The sequence below is a fragment of the Microcoleus sp. AT9b-C3 genome (assembly GCF_036705485.1).
Lineage (GTDB): Bacteria > Cyanobacteriota > Cyanobacteriia > Cyanobacteriales > Microcoleaceae > Microcoleus.
In genome coordinates this window covers 46,491-65,377 of sequence record NZ_JAUBUR010000024.1, presented here as the reverse complement: position 1 = coordinate 65,377, position 18,887 = coordinate 46,491, and the positions used below count along the sequence as shown (strand labels likewise).

9 protein-coding genes are annotated in these 18,887 nt (G+C 45.7%); 2 read left to right on the top strand and 7 right to left on the bottom strand.

What is annotated here, in order from left to right; genetic code table 11:
- Positions 1 to 180: 180 nt before the first annotated feature.
- The 5 genes from QUB77_RS20670 to QUB77_RS20650 form a co-directional block, all read right to left on the bottom strand.
- A complete protein-coding gene (locus QUB77_RS20670; protein WP_333179567.1) occupies positions 181 to 2,343 on the bottom strand; it encodes a flotillin family protein in 2,163 nt (720 codons plus the stop codon).
- 243 nt (positions 2,344 to 2,586) lie between these two features.
- Complete coding sequence (locus QUB77_RS20665) at positions 2,587 to 3,216, bottom strand: response regulator transcription factor (RefSeq protein ID WP_333179617.1); 630 nt, start codon at positions 3,214 to 3,216, stop codon at positions 2,587 to 2,589.
- Positions 3,217 to 3,271: 55 nt separating this feature from the next.
- Positions 3,272 to 4,321 carry a response regulator gene (locus QUB77_RS20660; RefSeq protein ID WP_333179569.1) on the bottom strand — a complete coding sequence of 350 codons (1,050 nt, stop codon included), beginning with the start codon at positions 4,319 to 4,321 and terminating at the stop codon, positions 3,272 to 3,274.
- The gene (locus tag QUB77_RS20655; RefSeq protein WP_333179572.1) at positions 4,318 to 10,758 is read right to left on the bottom strand and encodes an AAA family ATPase; all 6,441 of its coding nucleotides are present in this window, start codon (positions 10,756 to 10,758) and stop codon (positions 4,318 to 4,320) included. The genes QUB77_RS20660 and QUB77_RS20655 overlap by 4 nt, the downstream gene beginning before the upstream one ends.
- 96 nt (positions 10,759 to 10,854) lie before the next feature.
- Positions 10,855 to 12,135, bottom strand: coding sequence for a glycosyltransferase (locus QUB77_RS20650; RefSeq protein WP_333179575.1), 1,281 nt, complete (start codon positions 12,133 to 12,135; stop codon positions 10,855 to 10,857).
- A 358-nt stretch (positions 12,136 to 12,493) separates the two neighbouring features.
- On the opposite strand from QUB77_RS20650, the gene QUB77_RS20645 reads away from it, so the two are divergent.
- Positions 12,494 to 12,691, top strand: coding sequence for a hypothetical protein (locus QUB77_RS20645; protein ID WP_333179577.1), 198 nt, complete (start codon positions 12,494 to 12,496; stop codon positions 12,689 to 12,691).
- Positions 12,692 to 12,755: 64 nt separating this feature from the next.
- The gene (locus QUB77_RS20640) at positions 12,756 to 12,986 is read left to right on the top strand and encodes a hypothetical protein (RefSeq protein WP_333179580.1); all 231 of its coding nucleotides are present in this window, start codon (positions 12,756 to 12,758) and stop codon (positions 12,984 to 12,986) included.
- Positions 12,987 to 13,466: 480 nt separating this feature from the next.
- On the opposite strand, the gene QUB77_RS20635 is transcribed toward QUB77_RS20640, so the two are convergent.
- Together QUB77_RS20635 and QUB77_RS20630 are read right to left on the bottom strand one after the other, a co-directional pair.
- A complete protein-coding gene (locus QUB77_RS20635) occupies positions 13,467 to 16,436 on the bottom strand; it encodes an NHLP bacteriocin export ABC transporter permease/ATPase subunit (protein WP_333179582.1) in 2,970 nt (989 codons plus the stop codon).
- A gap of 154 nt (positions 16,437 to 16,590) precedes the next feature.
- On the bottom strand, positions 16,591 to 18,801 hold the full coding sequence (locus QUB77_RS20630; RefSeq protein WP_333179584.1) for an NHLP family bacteriocin export ABC transporter peptidase/permease/ATPase subunit: 2,211 nt from the start codon (positions 18,799 to 18,801) through the stop codon (positions 16,591 to 16,593).
- Positions 18,802 to 18,887 lie beyond the last annotated feature (86 nt).

Genomic DNA, 18,887 nt, shown 5'->3' with positions numbered 1-18,887 from the left:
TCATTCGCAAAGAGAGCTGGTTAAAAGTTGAGTTTTTAGCTATAAAAAAAGGTCAGAATTAGCTGACCTTGGGTTGAGGAGATTACCTGAACTTTTGGCTAGGTATCGCGCCCAACTACAAACGGGTAATACGCCCTTTCAATAACAGAGGACTGAAGTTCTCGCTACAAACGGCACAGCCTAACTAAAAGATCGATCGTCAAACGGCAATTCATCAAACCGCGAATCAATATCAGCCTCAGAATTCGCAACAGGGGAATTAGCGCGAGATGCCGACGGCTTAACAGAATTCACCTGGGCTATCGGTAACTTTGTCGCAGGTTCCGATTTCTGTAGGTTAACTACAGGTAACTCCCCGCCATTTTCTCCATTTTTACTGGTTTGATTCCACATCATCATTCCTAGCAAACCATCAACCAAACCGCCACCGCTACCGTTGCCTGTTACCGCAACATCCGGCACAACTCGCACGTTGCGATCGCCTATAATTTGCATTAACTGCAAAGCCGTATAACCGGAACCTCCCAAAGCTACAACACCCGCTCGATAAGCTTCAGCTTGAGCATTTCCCTTCACCCGAATCGACTCAGCTTCGCCTTGAGCTTGTTTCACCTGAGAATTCGCTTTCAACTCAGAAATTTTCACGCCTTGTTCGGATTTCACCATCTCTTGTTGAATCTCAGCCAGCGCCGTTTCCCGCACCAATTGTTGCCGCTGAGTTTGTGCTAATTGCTGCACTTCATAAGTCTTGCACTGTTCCTCAGCAATTTTGCGATCTGTTTGAGTTTGCATCAACTCTGCAGGCGGCAAAATATCTCCGATTAAAGTATCAATTGCCTGCACGTCGTAGGTACGCAAAGCTGCTTTGATATACTCGGCGGCTTCCGCTTGCCTGCCGCTTCTTGCGGAGAGAAAATCTAATACAGAATAAGCTTGAGCAGAATTGCGGAAATAATTCCCAATGGTCGGCTGCAAAACATGGTCTACTAAATTCTGCATCGAACCGACGCGGGAGATGACTTTTGGAGCATCTAAAGCGCCGACGTGAATAATCTGAGCTACTTCTAAATCAAAGGCAAAACCGTCTTGAGAACGCACGGTTAAAGACGAAAGTTTAGAATCATAACTGTGCCTTTCTGTTTTCCCCGACCAATTCAATACTATATTAGTAGTCGGCACTAACTCTACTTTCAAAATGCGAGTATTCAGAGGATGTTTCCCCGGATAAAGGGGAGTTACCCAAACGCCTTTATTGCCGACATTTACTAAATTTCCGTGAGTGAAAGCAGCGCCGCTCACATCTTCCGAGGTTTTGCCGACATAGGAAATAACCGCGCCGACATAGCCGATCGGGATTTCCGTCATCGGGACTTGTTCCACCCCGACAAACCAAGGATTTAAATTCCAAGAACCGGAAAGCAAAACCTGTTCCTGCAAACCGCGCCGCCCGCCGCCGCTGATAAATTTCTGCGCGTTTTGGAAGTTGTCGTGATTCGGAATAATCGGCCCTGCAATTTCGCCATCTTGGATCGGAACGCCGTCATAAGTTGTCACAACTCCCACTTTATCGGGAGCAATTTTGTACAGTTTCAACTGTTCCGCTGTCATCCCGTGTTTGGCAGCATTAGCCGCTGTAATTACCGTAAATAATGCCGTATTTATCCGATAGCTGCCGCCCGTCAGAATGCCGAGTTGGCGACCTTTTTCGCCACCGCTTTTAAGAAATTTGCGAGCATCTTGAAAATTGTCGCATTCTGTGATTTTGCCTAGGATGCGCTGCGGCGGAATCGACTCGCCGGCGGCGGCGATAATTAAAGCAATTTCACCTTGGGGAACTACAGTTAGAGACTCTTTGCGAACGTTGTACTGCAAAGGCCAATAACCCCAGTGCCAACCGGGGGGCAAAGTATCAGCTTGATATCCAGCTTCTCCGTTTAAGGCAATTAAATCTCCGGGCGGTAAAGACTTGCCGCCGAAGCTAAACTTTTTACTGACAATTCCGACTTCGCGATCGCCAATTACTACCAATCCGCCAAAAAATAATGGCAGCACCAGAATAATTATCATACCGCCGATCGCGATCGGGATAAATCCGCCGGGATCGAGCTGCATTGTCTGCACGGGAACAGTGCTGCGTAACCGCCCTAGCTGCAAGCTAGAATCAGGTTTTGCTGCTAGCTGAGTCGAGGTTTGATTTGCGGCGGGGATATTGCTAGTGGCTAATACCGGCGAGGGTTTCAAATTGGTTATTGCACTGAGGGCTAAAGACGCTGAAACAGCGGCTGCAAACTGTTTTAAAACGCGGACTTTGACTTGAGACTTGGACAAAAATGAATAAAGCATTTTTTTGATGAGGGCTAATTTGTCCTAGGAGTTCCACCTTAGCCTTACTAAAAAGTTTTTACATAAAACTTAAGGTCTTATTTATCATTATTTCCCATCATAATAGTCATATAGCAATCATTGCAGGAGTCGTAAACTTTTTACCCCACCCCAACCTTCCCCTTATCAAGGGGAGGGAGTAAGAAATTCACAAATGATGCGAGGATTGCTATTTTTATCAGGAAAAAAATACCGCTCATTAAACTACAGGCTGACAATCCCCCGTTTTAATGCGGCAATCGCGGCCTGCGTGCGATCGCTAACTCCCATCTTGCTCAAAATATTGTTGATGTGAAATTTGACGGTGCTTTCGCTGATGTGCAAAACTTCACTAATCTCGCTGTTGCTTTTACCCGCGACTATGAGGCGGATGACTTCTAATTCGCGATCGCTCAATTCAGGCCCACTCAGGCGATCGGCTAACTTAACACCCACTGCCAGCGGAATGTACTTTTTACCCTCAAAAACAGCCCGAATTGCTGCTAAAAGCTCCTCTGGTTCCGCATCCTTAAGCAGATAGCCCTTAGCACCAGCTTGCAATCCGCGATAGATGTTTTCATCGCCGTCATAAGTCGTCAGCACCACAATCCGGGCGCTGGGAAACTCCGCACAAATCGCAGCAATGGCGGCGACTCCATCCATCACCGGCATCCGCCAATCCATCAGCGTTACATCGGGCTGATGTTGGCGAAACATTGTCACAGCTTCCTGCCCGTTGCTGGCTTGCGCCACAACTTTAACATCTGATTCCTGCTCCAGCAGCGCCACTAAACCTTGCCGCACTATATAATGATCGTCGGCAATTAAAACGCGAATAATATTTGATTGGTTAATCATGTTTACCCTGTTAATTTTATGAAAGAAGACTGAAGTCCTCACTAAAAACTTACTATGTAGGGTGCGCAATGCGCACCTTACTTACTGAAACTATAACTTCTGTTCCGTTTCCGGGGCGGCTGTTTACAATTAGTTGCGCGTTAATGCGATCGGCGCGTTCTCTCATTCCCAATAAACCAAAGCCATTCCTAAAACCGATACTTTCCGTATCAAATCCCTGTCCGTTGTCTTGCACCCGCAAAAGAAACTTGGATGTTTCGTAAACCAACTCAATTTTTATCGCCGTAGCTTTGGCATATTTGAAAGCATTTGTTAATGCTTCCTGCCCGATCCGCAACAGATTATTTTCTACCTCTAATGGTAGGGAATATGCCGTGCCAACCACTTCAAAAATAGTACAGGTATCAGTATCTGATGACATTTGTTGAGCAATTTGGTTGAGAGCGCTATACAAATCGCCATCTTCTAACAGTTGCGGGCGCAAAGATTCTACGGATCGCCGCGCTTCAGCAAGTCCAGATCGAGCCAGTTCGCAGACTGTTTTCATGTGTACTTGTGCTTGTTCTGGATTGGCTGATATTACCCGTTCTGCGGCTCCCAAATGTATGATAATGCCTGCAAAAGTTTGCGCTAAAGTGTCGTGAATTTCCCGCGCCATGCGGTTGCGCTCTTCGAGAATATTTTGGTCTATGAGTTGTTTAGACATCCTTCTCAGACGCAATTGATTTTCAACGCGCACTAAAACTTCTTGTTGTTGAAAAGGTTTGGTAATGTAGTCTATTCCTCCCACAGAAAATGCTTTTACTTTATCAAATATTTCTTGCAAAGCGCTGATAAAAATTATTGGGATATTTTGAGTTTTCGGAGTAGATTTGAGCTGCTCGCAGACTTCGTAGCCATCCATGTGAGGCATCATAATATCCAGTAAAATTAAGTCGGGTAAGTTGGCATTGATAAAGTTAAGAGCTAATTTCCCACTGGGAGCCAGGTGAACTTTATACCCAGCAGCGGATAGTATCCCGCTTAAAAGTTTTAAGTTCTCAGGACAATCATCAATCACTAAAATACTTTCTTTGCAGGTAAAACTGAGGTTTTTGTTCATGTCTCATCCCTCAATGTGTGTATTAAGTTTAGCAACTGTTCGTACTGAAAATTTTTAATGCAAGCTGCGCTCGCCCTAGCTAAGGGCTGATTGATTTCGCGAATTTGATTGATGACTGTTTGCATCTGTTCCAAATCGAGGTTGCTAATGGCTTGTTGGAGATTTGCTACTAACTCAGTAGGCAGTTCAGAAAAAGCGGTTTTTGTCAATACATTTACTTCATTTTCTGTGAAACTGGGGGCAGCATTTAGTTCTTCAAAAACGAATTGCACCCCGATATGTTTGTGCAGAGCATCAAATATGTTTGCTTCTCTAAATGGTTTGCGAATAAAATCATCGCAGCCGATAGAAAGGATAACGGCTTTCTCTTCCTCAAAACTACTTGCTGTTATGGCAATAATTGCTGTTGCTTGACTTTCGATCGCTCCCCCGTCACCCCTAACAATAAGGGAGCTAGATGATGCTTTGGCTTTAATTTGTTTGGTGGCTTCATACCCATCCATCACCGGCATCCGCATATCCATCAAGATTAAGTGCGGCGAATATTGCTCCCACTTTTCTATTGCTTCCATCCCATTGTTGGCTTCGTAGACTTCAAAACCGATCGCGGAAAGCAGTTTAACTAGCAATTGGCGGTTGTCAAGAGCGTCCTCTGCAACGAGAATTCGATAGCGGGGTTGATTGGGTGCGATCGCAATAACTCGTCTCGTTGGCTGTTCCCGTTGGCGATCGGCACTTTCAACTGCATTAACTTTAATGTCAAATTTGAATATAGTACCGCCTCCCGCACGAGAAGTGACTGTCATTTCACCTCCCATTAACTGCACAAAAGAACGTGCGATCGTTAAACCTAATCCTGTTCCTTGTTGCGATGCTTCCCCCGTTTTGGTTTGCACAAAAGCTTCAAAAAGCTTGTCTAATTCACTAGCATCAATTCCCTCTCCCGTGTCTTCTATCTCAAAGCAGATTTTCCGAGCAAAATCATGATTTTTAATTTTCACATAAATGCCGCCTTCCGAGGTGAATTTAATCGCGTTAGAAATCAAGTTAATCAAGATTTGGCGCAATTTAATTTCATCAGTTTGCACATATTGGGGAAGGTCTGGCATCCGCTCTACTAATAACTGCAATCCCTTATTTTCGGCTGGAAGTTGGAACATATCTTCGATATCATCCAGCAGGCGGTGGAGGTCAAAATTTGTCGGGTTGAGAGTCGTGCGTCCCGCTTCTATTTTGGATAAATCTAATACTTGGTTAATCAGTTCGAGCAAATGTTCTCCGCTGCGGGTGATAATACTCAGGTGTTCTTGCTGTTCCTGCAATAGGTTAGAAGAACGGTTCAACAGTTGGGAAAAACCCAGAATTGCATTGAGGGGAGTCCGCAATTCGTGGCTCATATTTGCGAGGAATGTACTTTTGGCTCGGTTGGCTTCTTGTGCGGCGTCTTCGGCTCGTTGTCGCTCGATAATTTCTCGCTGGAGTTCGAGAGTGCGATCGCTCACTTGCTGTTCTAAAGTGCGATTGTAATCAGCTAAAACTTTTTCTGCTTGTTTGCGATCGGTGATATCTTGAAATGTGGCGATCGCATAATTAATTTTACCCGTTTCATCCACAATTGGAGTGCTGGAAACTTCCAAGGAAACAATCTTATCAGGCCGGTGAAACTCCATATCATCTAGTTTAACAGTTTCACCCGCCAGAGAACGCACGATTGGCATTTGTGCGGTGGGATATAACTGGTTACTTCCCGCGAGATAAAGTTGATAAGTTTCTGCTAATTCCTCAGTATTGGCTTCGGGTATTGTGGGAATGGCACTTAGTTGATGTGCTGTCTGATTTGCATAGGTAATTTGTCCGGTGGTGTCATGCACTGTTACCCCGATCGGCATAGCGTCGATAAATTGAGTCAGTCGGTTTTCGCGTTCCTTGACTTCCGCGTAGAGTTTAGCATTGGTAAGTGCGATCGCCGCTTGTCCCGATAGCAATTGCAAAACTTCCAGGCGATCGGGAGTAAAAGCTTGTGTCGTGAGGTTATTTTCGAGATAAACAATAGCAGCGAGTTGACCTTGATTCATTAAAGCCGCACACAAAATAGACTTGGGCTGACGTATTTTGATGTAAGGTTCGTTGGTAAATTGTCCTTCGCGAGTTGCATCGTTTAGCACTAAATTTTTTTGCGTGCGAGCGACATAATTGATAACAGCCGCGCAAAGTTCCGGGCAATTTTCAATCGGAATAGAGGGCAATACTTTGATGAGATCGTTATTTCCGGCACCTTCAGCTTTCACCAGTAACTTACCTTGTTCTTCTAAAATCAAGTATCCTGTTTGCGCGCCCACATTTTCAATTAAAATTTTCATCAGTTTTGACAGCAAATCATCCAGCACAATTTCGCCAGAAATGGCTTCTGAAGCTTTCATTACTGTATCGATATCCAAGGAAGAACTAGAACGGCTGCCAGTAGTTGATATAGTGGTTGAAATGGCTTTATTTGTAGGGCGGTCGAGCGTAAATAATTGCGGATATCGCGTTTCTAAATCTTTGACTTTAGCCGCCGCACCCCAGAGTTGATAGCAGTAACGGGATTCCTGCATATAAGCTTTGGCTGTGATTTCTTTTCCCCTGGATAAATAGAACTTGGCGGCGAGTTCGTAAGCGAGGGCGGCTTCATGAATGTATTCGTGTTCTTTGGCGAGGGAAATGGCGCGATCGTAACAGTCGATAGCCTGTACATCTTTGCCAATAACCCGATATCGTTCTGCCTCCACTAGATTAAATTTGTGCAAGTGATTCATCGGGGCATGATGCGCCCATTTTTTCATTTTTTTCTGATTAGCAGTGACTTTTTTTAAACAGTGCTTTTGCTCGTCGAAAGAAGCATTAGAATAAAACGAAAGCTGAGCCAGCGACTCATAAAAATAACAGTATGATACTTGAAGAGTTCCAGCAGCACTATCTACATACTGCATTGTGGAAGCTGCGTTAGATACCGCTTCAGCATATTCCCCGAATAAATAACAGAGAATCATTTTATAAAAATGCAGGGCAAAAATCGAAGTGCGATCGTTAGCTTCAGTTAATAGTGATAGCGCAGTCCGCTCATCATAGGCTTCCCCAATTAAATAGCAGGGATTTTCCGACTTACCTAATAAATTAAAAACCGACTGCTCTAAAGGTTTAATCTGCCAAATAATCGGGTCATATTTTGATTGTTCTATCGCCTCGCCATAAGTAGCAATATCGCCTTCCAGCCCTGACAATTCAGCGCCGAAGAGGTACGAATAACCGCAGTAAGTTTGAGACGCACAAGCACGTTCTTCCACTTGTCCTGTTTCCAATCCGCTTTTGTAAGCCTCCAACAAAGATGGCAACGTTTCTTTAGCTGGCGCTTTCCAATGACGGATAAAGTCATTAAATGGAAGAAGGACTTTAGTTTTTAATTCTGGCTTACCAAATTGCTCCAACATCCTCAATGCTAGCTGACCAAATTTATAACCACCTTCAATATCTCCCACAACTCCGCACAAAATTAATCCATAAACTGCATAAGCATGGAGAGACTCAGGATAGTTGCCATACTTTACAGATAAAATCACCTGCTTAAACACAATTAAAGGCATCAGTTGAGGGGCCACGCCATAGGCGACAGTAGTCATAAATGACAAGATACGCAGTGCAGCTTGTTTAGCAGGATCGCTTCCTTGAGGTAGATTGGCTAAATCCTCAATGCGTTTCCCAGCTAGGGTTAACTTAACTTCCAGCAATCCGATTATGCTATCTAGATTGTTAGGCTTTGCGGGCAGTTTGACTCCCAACTCCCTCAGAATTTTTAGCCCCAGATTAATTGCCATATCTAGTTGATTTTGGGCAGCATGAGTACCCATTTTTACCTCGATCGTTTTGACGCGATCGATCACTGTTTTAGCATTGGTTAGTACGAGGTTCCCTAAACTTTCCATCTGCTCAAAATCGCCCACTATGTAAGCTAGCTCTCCGGCTTCTTGATGCAGTTGCAAACTTAGCGGGTATTGCACCTGCCAAGCGTTTTCTGCCAGCAATTTTATCCCCGTTTGCAGATAGTTGAAAGCGGGCTGATAAGCTGCCGATGCCTTGGCTTTTTTGCCAGCAATCAGATTTAACTGAGCCAGTTCATCTTTGTCTTGCTGGCGAGCGATTAATTCACTGCTGAAATTGAGTTGATTAACAATGTCAAATATTTTTTCTTCTCGCTTGTTAATGGGAATATTTTGGAGGAGCATTTGTCCTATTTGTTTGTGGACAATCGGCTTATCCTCTTCGGCAATTAGCGAATAAGCAGCTTGCTGAATTCTGTCATGGACAAATTTGTATTCTACGGATTGGCTACTGGGTAATTTTCCTGCAATTTCTAATTCCACATCTCCCATATTCCCCAGTAACACGACTAAATTTTCTGCTACGGCTGCGTACAAATCATCCGCTGTTTCGGGCACTGATTTTTGTCGAATTGAGGCGAGGGTTTTTAGTTCAAATTGATTGCCAATGCAGGCTGCTATCTTTAATGTTTCCTGCGTTTTCTCTGACAGTTGTTGAATTTTGCCAGCCATCAACTCGACAACATTATCAGTGAATCCCCTCGCTTGAATTTGGTCTAAATCCCATTCCCAACTGAAAGCGAGCGAATCAAAGTGTAACAGGCCTTCTGTATACACCGATTTGAGAAATTCATTCATAAAGAAAGGATTGCCGCCTGTTTTGAAAAGCACTAATTCGGCAAGGGAGTTGACTCTTGCTTCCGGGCAATTCAGGGCATCGGAAATCAGTTGAGTAACAGAGGCCAAATCCAAAGGTGACAGAAAAATGCGATCGACCTTTGCGCCAGTTTCGACAATCTCTGCAATCGTTAGCATTAACGGATGAGCCGCAGAAACTTCGTTATCTCGATACGCCCCAATTAAAAACAGTCCCGTTGACGAAGCGCTCATCAGCAGTTGCATCAGTTTCAGAGATGCCCCCTCAGCCCACTGCAAATCATCGATAAATATCGTGAGAGGATGTTCTGGTTTGGTAAAGACTTTAATGAAGTTTTGAAACACAAAATTAAAGCGATTTTCCGCTTCAGCCGCACCTAATTCGGGCGGGGCTGGTTGCTTGCCGATAATTAATTCAATTTCAGGAATTACGTCAATCAGGACTTGACCGTTGATTCCCAATGCGTCTAATAGTTTGTGCCGCCATTCTTTGAGATTTTCTTCGCTTTCTGTTAACAGTTGTTTTGCTAAATCCTGAAAAGCGCTGACAATGGCGCTGTAGGGAATGTTGCGCTGATATTGGTCAAATTTACCGGAGATAAAATAACCGCGCTGTTGAGTAATCGGTTTGTATAATTCTTGCACCAAAGCTGATTTGCCGATACCAGAATATCCAGAAATCAGCATCATTGAACTTTTGGCAGTGGCATCTTGCCCTTGTCCGCTGACTCGTGCAAAAGCTGTCATCAAGCTATCAATTTCTCGCTCTCTGCCGTAAAGTTTTTGTGGAATTTGAAAACGGTTAGAAATATCTTGACAACCGAGCGCAAAAACAGATATATTTTTAGTGGTGTGAAGTTGATTTAAACATTCTTCTAAATCGGCTTTTATTCCGATCGCACTTTGATACCGCTCCTCAGCATTTTTCCCCATCAACTTCATCACAATATCGGAAACCATTTGCGGAATTTCAGGATTCACCTGAGATGGAGACAAGGGCTGTTTAGCGAGATGACTGTGTACCAATTCCAGCACATCGTTAGTGTCAAAAGGCAGTTGGTATGTCAGCAGTTCGTAAAAGGTAGCGCCCAGGGAATAAAAATCTGTGCGGTAATCTAAACTTCGATTCATTCTGCCGGTTTGTTCCGGCGACATATAAGCAAGAGTTCCCTCTAAAATGTTGGGATTTTTTAGGGTGTAATTCTCCCGCGTCAACTGCGTGGAAATGCCAAAATCGATGATTTTGAGTTCGCCGCTAGCTGGATTGAAGACAATATTTGAAGGGTTAATGTCTTTGTGAATGATGTGGGCGCTGTGAATTTGTTGTAAACTTTCTGTGGTGGCGATCGCAATTCGCAAGAATTCTGCAATACTAAATTTTTGCTGCTGCATCCAAATTTTCAAGGATTCGCCGCCAAAATCCTCCACAAACATCACCAGCGTGTTTTGATAGGGCTGCAAATCATAGGCTTTTATACAGCCACTCAGATTCAGAGATTGTGTAATTTTATACTCTGTGCGATAGCGGGCGAGTTCTTGGGGTGTCGGATAATTTTGTTTAAGGACTTTGAGGATGACGGGAAGACTGTCGAGTTGTCGGGATGCTCGGTAAACCAGGGAGTTTGCGCTTTCGTAGATGAGCTCTGTGATTTCAACGCCCGGAAGAGTCAGCATATTCATACCGCTGTCAACTGTGGCGTAGAACATAGCATAAATTTGCTCCTCACACCAGAGGTGCGTGAGCCATCAGTGGATTTTAGATTTTAGATTTGAGATTTGAGATTTGACTCCACATCTGAGATTTTAGATTTTAGAAGCCAAGACAGGCTTCCCAGTCAATACAGCTTGTTCGATAATGTCAGCGGCGCGCTTGACTCCGCCCGATCGCCCGATCGCCCCTTGCATCTCGATCGCCCTTTGTTTATACGACTCTTGGGTGAGGACTTTCTCAATTGCCGATCGGACTTTAGGAACGCTCAATTCCTTCAAAGGAACCACTTCCCCAACTCCCGTATAAGCAATCCGCGCTGCGACTCCAGGCTGGTCATTCGCCACAGGAATTGCCACCATTGGTACTCCGTTACTCAAAGATTCCAAAGTTGTATTCATCCCAGCGTGAGTAATAGTGAGAGTCGCTTTTTGCAGCAACTCTAATTGCGGTGCATAACCAACAACGATCGGATTTCCCGGCAATGACGGCAAGGATTCTGGACTCGCGCCACCTCCCAGAGAAATCACCAATTGAGCGTCTAATTCTTCACAAGCAGAGGCGATCGTTTGAAAAACCTCCAACAAGCGATTTTGAATAGTTCCCATCGAAGCATAAATCAATGGTTTCCCAGTTAATTGTTCAAAGGGAAAAGGCACTGGTTTGCGAGTCGCAGGATTGTGATAAGGGCCGGTGAAATGGAAATGTGGGGGTAAATTTTGTCTGGGGAAGTCAAATTCAGCCGGATGTTGATTGAGTTGAGCGAGTTTCGAGTAAGCATCATTCGGGTGAGAGTGCAAAGGTAAGTTCCACTCGTGGCGATACTCAGAAATCCCTTCTCGAATCGGTCTTGCAAGCAAACTGAGTAACTGATAGCTGACTTGATTGCGTAAACGTCCTTTCCAAGTCGGATCGTACTGCCAAAGGGTACAAATGGGTGGAATTTTGGGGTCTCGATTTAAAAGCAACGCACTGCAAACTGTGATAAAAGGAATGTTTAGACAGTCGGCAATTGTTCCTCCTTCGAGACAAACTTGGTCTACTAGCAAAGCTTCTACACCAGCTTTTTTAATGGCGATGGGAGCCTCTCTGAGAAGAGCATTCGAAGTCTTAGCGACTTCGTTCAAAGTATGTCGCAATGCCGTAAGTCCACTAAGTTTTCCGCGTTGGGTAAGGATTTCTGCATACCAGCCGACGGGAAACTCTTCTTCAGCGAATGGCTGGAATTCTAAGCCGCTGGCTAAGGTTGCGGCTTGAGCATCGGGGAAGTTAAATACAGTAATTCGATGACCGCGACGAAGCAGTTCGCAGCCCAAAGATATCATAGTGTTGAGGTGGCTGCCGAATCCCGGACAGAGAATGCCGAAGTGGGTCATGAGTAAAGGCTCCGTGTAAATTTAACCTTTTTTAGCATTTAATCGGCGGTGTGAGGGGTTTTTGTTGGGCGTTGGGGAGTTAGGGCGTTGGGGCGATCGCTTGGACAAACTCAGGAATGGGACGCAGGCTTTAGTCATTGCAAGAAATTCTTACCAGTATATATTTTTGTGGGATATTCGATACCTAGCCAAAAGTTCAGGTAATCGCCTCAACTAAAGGTGAGTTAAAGCTCTGTAGTTTTTATAGGTTCAAAACTCAACTTGGAGCTAGCTACTTTAGCCGGGGAATTTCCTAAACTAAATTTACGCATGGGCCAGCACTAGCCTAGCTGTAAAAAATCCACAAGGAGTAACTTCCATGTCGAGTGAAAGCATCATAAAAAAAGCAACATCTACACCGGAAAACTCAACTAATCAAGAATTGAGCGACTTGGAACTCGAAGCGATCGCAGGTGGTATGCGTACTATCACAGTCGAAGGCCCCGCGCCTGACTATCTGAAACCGCGCATATCCATGCAACTGATTAACTACATGCAGTCCTATTTCGGGAAATGAGCTGCTTGTAACTAGAAGCGATCGCGCTTCTGCTGAGTTTAAACATCTAAGGAGGAAACATCTGATGGAAAGCAACGATCAATTTTCGCAAGAATTACCGTCTGAGTTGTCCCAAATCGCAGCATCAGAACCGGAAAATTCAACTAATCAAGAATTGGACGAATTGGAATTAGATGCGATCGCGGGTGGCTATCATATTTACACAGCGACCAATGGAGCTGATTGGCAGGAACCAAAATCTAAGGCTGACTTGAATAAGACCTTTTTTAACAGGTTTAATCCTAATGCTTGGTAATTTTGGGCACAGAGCCAACAGTAAATACTTGGTAGAAAGTTGTAGCTCTTAAATGATTCCGGCAACATAGGGGGACAAAGAATTGCATTTAAAAAATGTTTCTTTGTCTCTTATGGATTAAAACAATATGGGGATATCGTTATCAAAGATGACGACATTACAGGCACTATACCTCATGCACCCAGCCCCCGATTTGGGCAATACAACAATATTTAGCGTTGGCTTAGTTATCGCATGCTTGCTATTGCTAACTTTGTTGTGGTTGCCCGATTTGCTGACAAAAGAATAAGCATCATTCTGCTCGATCGCATTAGACACTGCAAGGTGCGTCGCTTCCACAATCTTTTAAAAAAATCCAATATTTATCGGCGACGCACCCTACAACTTTTATGAACGGGCAAGATGCCCGTTCCACAAAGAGTGAATTTCTTGTGGAACGGGCATCTTGCCCGTTCTTGAAAATAGTTTTACCTTGAATCTCTACTCAATCTGCCGCGCCACCAATCGAGCAAATAATCCTCCCTGTTTTACCAATTCATCAAACGAACCGAATTCTACCAAACGGCCGGCTTCAATTACATAAATGCGATCGGCATTGCGAATCGTACTCAGGCGGTGGGCGATGACAACTCGCGTCACATTCAACTTATCCAAACTCTCAGTAACGATCGCCTGCGTGCGGTTGTCCAAAGCACTCGTAGCTTCATCCATCAGGATCACCTTTGGTTTGACAACCATCGCGCGCGCAATTAACAATCTCTGCCGCTGTCCTCCCGAAAGATTCGTGCCGCCCTCGCTGACAACCGTGTGCATTCCCATCGGCATTTGTTCGATATCGGCCGCTAAACCAGCCATTTGCGCGGCTTCCCAACCTTCCTCCTGCGTTACCATCGCCCCGCAGGTAATATTGTCAAACATCGAACCAGCATTAATTCTGCCGTTTTGCAGCACTACTCCTAACTGCCGCCGCACAGCTTGAACGTCGAGGCCTGCTAAATCTTGATTGTCGTAATAAACAGTGCCGCTTTGTGCTATTTCAAATCCCAATAACAGCCGAAATAAAGTTGATTTGCCGCTACCAGACGGCCCGACGATCGCGATAAATTCCCCCGGTTGAATATTGATGCTGACATCATCTAAAATTGGGGGGCCGTCCTCCCGGTAGCGGAAAGTTGCCCTATCGACAGTAATTTGACCTTGCAAGCGGCCGGGATCGGCTTTTGTCGGGTCAGATTCCGGGATGCCCTGGACGATCGGTTTTGCTCGCTCCCACAGCGGTACAATTCCTAAAATATCAGTTAAGGTATTGCTCAAATCTGTGACGCCGGAAAGAAAGGTTCCGAAGGCGGAATTAAAAGCCAGAAACGTCCCCATATTCAGTCCGCCGCCTTCTGTTTCAGAGGTTTGCATAAACACAATTGCAAACCAAAACATCAGAATAGAACTGACTAACGGCAGCGCTTCGTTAAATACAGAAACGCTGTCGTCAATTCGTTTAATTCCCGTTCTTAGTTTAATTTGTTGGCTGTATTTTTTCGCCCAAGCTGCAAAGGCTCGCCCTTCGGCGGCCGCTACCCGCAACTTTGATACTCCGTTAATTAGTTCTACAGTCAGCCCGTTAATGTCGCCTTCTCCTGTTTCCATCTGCCGCTCTTTTGGGATTAAGAGCAAGCTGGATGTGACTGTTACTATAACCGCCAGAAAAGTTAAACCTAGTCCCACTAAAGTCAGCGGCAGGCTGTAAACAAACATCAGCCCCAAATTCAGCAGGGAAAATATGGCGCTCAAAAGTGTCCGCTGCGTCGCGCCGCTGAGTTGGGCGCGAATTTGATTAACTGCTAATAAGCGAGTCAGCAAGTCGCCAGAAGAATAGCTGCGAAAAAATGCCGGTTTTAATCTCAGCAATCGATCCCAAACTGCCGGCTGGAGAGTGCCGCTGGCAGCATTTTCGATCCGCAGCGTCAGAATGGTTTGGGCGATGCTAAATACAGCCCGTCCGATCGCCGCAACTAACAATACCAGCCCTAACTGCCACAGTAACAAACGATCGCTGTCAGGAATAGCATCATTGACCAAAATTGAGGTAGCTTGCGGTGTCACCATCCCCAGCAGCGTTCCCAATATCCCCAGCCCGAAAGCAGCGATCGTGTCTTTTTCGTAGCCCTTCGTCCCAAAGCGAAACAGTTCCGCAGCGTTGCGAACTAATAGCGGCAGCGGCCGGTAAAACATGAGAGTTTCTGACGACAACTCTTGGGCTATTGTTTTAGTTACCCGTTTGCGAGTGCGATCGATCGGATCGAACAAAGTATAACGCTCGCCCTTACCGGGCAGCAAAGCTACAGGTCGATTGTCGAACTTTGTATAAGCCAGTAGCGGGCCGCTGTTCTGCCGCCACCAATCTCCAACCAGCAACACGCGGCGGGTGCGAAATTGGGACGATCGCGCGATCGCCTCCATCGGATCTTTAACTCGGCTGAAGTCTTCCGAGCCCGCCGGAGGATTGACAGTTATACCTTGTGCCTTACCTACAGCCCCAGCAGCGATTAACAGCGGCGTTCCTTCCTCAGACACCTCAGTTTTTCGGGGATGCAAAACCTCGGTTAACTCTCCCAAAGCTGTCTCGGCTACTTGGCGGTTTAGCTGTTCGCGTTCCTGAAACCGGCGGAATTCCTCTGCTTTTTGTTGGGAAACCAGCAAGTTCAAGCAGCAGCAGAAATACTCGTGCAGCAAAGCTAAACTCGGGCGCAGCCAGTCGGCATTTTCCACCTCTGCTGTTGAGAAAATTTGCACCTCAACTTCCCCGGATGCCACCAGCAGCATATTCCCAGCCAGGGGAAACGCTGGGGAAGCGGAATTTAACTTCAATTCCCCGACACTCGCATCACCCGACGAGACGCGCACCCAGACAACTGTTCCCGGGGGCGATCGCAGAATTTGACCGGGAAGTAGCGATATCTGCTGCGAGGCTGCTACAACGGCAGTTTCCGCAACTTTTTCATCGGGGGCGTGAAGCGGATCTATCCCGTAGGGAATCACTCGTTCTCCCAAATGCTGTATCCACCCTTCCACAAGGGATCTCATTTTGCCGTCACCAGCAGCAACTAAAGCGGCACAATCTGCGATCGCGATCGGTTCCAGTTCCGTTTCGGCGATCGCGATCGCCAGAAGTCCCCAACCTGGTTGTGAATTTTCTCCCCCCCCTTCTCCTTCTCCCCCCCTTAGCAAGGGGGGGTTGGGGGGGGTAGCTGCGCCGAACAAAGCCTCGCGGGAACTGACGCCGAACAGATAATGGCGGTTTCCGACAGGCTTCTCACTTTGTATCTTGGCTGCAAAAACTGCGATCGCGCCCGACTTAACAATCCATACCTGATGCGGGTCATTCAGCAGCAGCGGTTCATTTCCTTTAATTCGGTGCAGTTTCTTAACAGGATTGATAAGGTTTTTAGTCATTCAGATTTGACCTTTAATTAAGTGGATTTATATCATGTCCGGTAAATTGACCATAATTCCTGTAGGGGCGGGTTCACCCAGATCTGAAATAGAGACTAGAGAACCCGTAAACCCGCCCCGGCTGCGATCGCGGTTAATCGACTATTTCTGCTATTTATTCTTCATTCCCAACCAAAAGAGCATAAGCTCCTCCCAGCTTTTGCAACTCCTCATGAGTGCCTCTCTGAACAACTTTCCCCCCTGCAAGCATAATAATTTCATCGCAATCTCGAATCGTGCTCAAACGGTGAGCAACCACAATACAAGAAGTACCGCGACGCCTCAAATTGCGATCGATAATTAACTCGGTTTCAGCATCCAAAGCACTCGTTGCTTCATCCAACACCAACACCGCCGGATTTCTCACTAACGCCCTGGCAATTTCCAAACGCTGCCGCTGTCCGCCGCTCATATTTGTCCCCCCTTCATTGAGTTGAGCATCGTATCCTCCCGGCATATTCAAGATAAGTTCGTGAATTGTCGCATCAATGCACGCTTGCACTAAATCTGATTCCGGTACTGTCGGGTCCCAAAGCGTCAGATTTTCGCGAACTGTTCCGGCAAATAGAAATATCTCTTGTTCGACCATTGCCAGCGAATTTGCTAGGATAGAACGGGGAATCAAATTGCGAGGAACCCCGTCAAATAAAATTTCGCCATTCATTGGTTCGTAAAGCCCGGTCACAAGTTTGGCAATAGTAGATTTGCCCGAACCGCTGCCCCCCACTAACGCTACGCGCTGACCGGGTTTTACGGTTAAGTTCAAGTTGTCAATTAGCGGCGCTTCCAAGCGGCTGTAGCCAAAACTGACACCGCGCAATTCAATGCTTCCTTGCAGATGAAAAGCATCGGGTGCGATGGCGCTACGGCTGTTTTTACTATTAAAAGAATCGCGGTCTGCTTCTGAATCTACAGGGTTTTGCAGAACGTCATCAAGTCGGCTTAAATCTGCTTCTAATTCTTGCAGAGTGCTGCCAAAATTGACTAGATTGTTGACTGGTCGCAGGAATTGTTGAGTGAGACTTTGATAGGCAATTAACATCCCGATACTCAAACCGCCGTTCATCACCCGCAAGCCCCCGACAACTAAGATAGCAGTTGCAGCTAATGCCGTTAAAAATGCTGGTAATATTGACAATATTTGAGTGGGCAAAGCCAATTCTTGCTGGGCGTTGCTCATTTTGGCATAGTACCCGGCAAACTTAGAAAATAAATCGAATTCTAAACCGCTAGCTTTGACAGTTTCAATAGATTGAATGCCTGCGATCGCAGCACCGCCAACCTTACCTGTTTCCTGAGCTAATCTGGTGTTAGCATCGACGCGGCTGCGAGATAAAGATTGCAGTGCCAAAAAGTTTAAGGCTGCAAAAACAGCAGCAACACTGGTCAATACCCAGTCGTACATAACCATAATTATTGCATAGAAAACCATCATTACCGCGTCGATCGCAGTTGCAGCAAGTTTCCCCGATAAAATTTCAGCAACCTTGTCATTAACTTGGCAGCGGCTGCTAATTTCACCTGCAAACCGCTGGGCATAAAATCCCACAGGCAAGCGCAAAGTATGCCAGATAAACTGTCCCGACATCGAAATCGCAAGCTTGTTTGCCAGCCGTCGCAAATAGAAAAGCCGCATCCGCGCTAGCAGCCCTTGGACGGCCGCCGCCAACAGCATTCCCAGTATTAAAGGTCGCAGCCACTCGTGACGGTTTTCGACGAGAATTTCATCCACAAAAATTTGGGTAAATGCCGCGCCAGCCAAACGGGGAACAGTCAGTAATAAACCAGCAATTAAACAAAATGCGATCGCCCAACGGGAACTTTGCAATCGGGAATCTAAAGCACTGGCAATACTCGGTTTTTTCCCACCCTTTTTAAACTCCGGCCCAGCTTGAAAAGTCAAAACAACGCCAGTATAAGCAGACTTAAATTCTTCTAGAGAAACAGTCCTCGGCCCCGATGCGGGGTCGTTGAGATAAACGCGCTGTTTCTTCATCCCCTCAACCACCAAAAAGTGATTGAAATTCCAAAAAACAATAAAAGGTGGCGGTACAGTTTTCAACTCTTCAACAGTTTTTTTAAACCCTTTAGCATCTAAGCCGTAAATTCGGGCTGCTTTGAGGATATTAGAAGCTTTACTGCCGTCACGAGAAACGCCGCACTCGCTCCGCAATTGGGCTAAAGGTACTGGGTGTTCCCAGTAACTCAAAATAATTCCTAAAGCAGCAGCACCGCACTCTACTGCTTCCATTTGTAAGAGGGTGGGAGTACGAACTCGCCTTAAGTTGCGCGGCGTAAAAAAGTTGTGAATCCATGGTATTTTCATTGGCTATAAGGCTGAAACCCATAATAAATTTTGCTGGTATTCGAGTTTCGATCCCCCTAAATCCCCCTTAAGAAGGGGGACTTTGA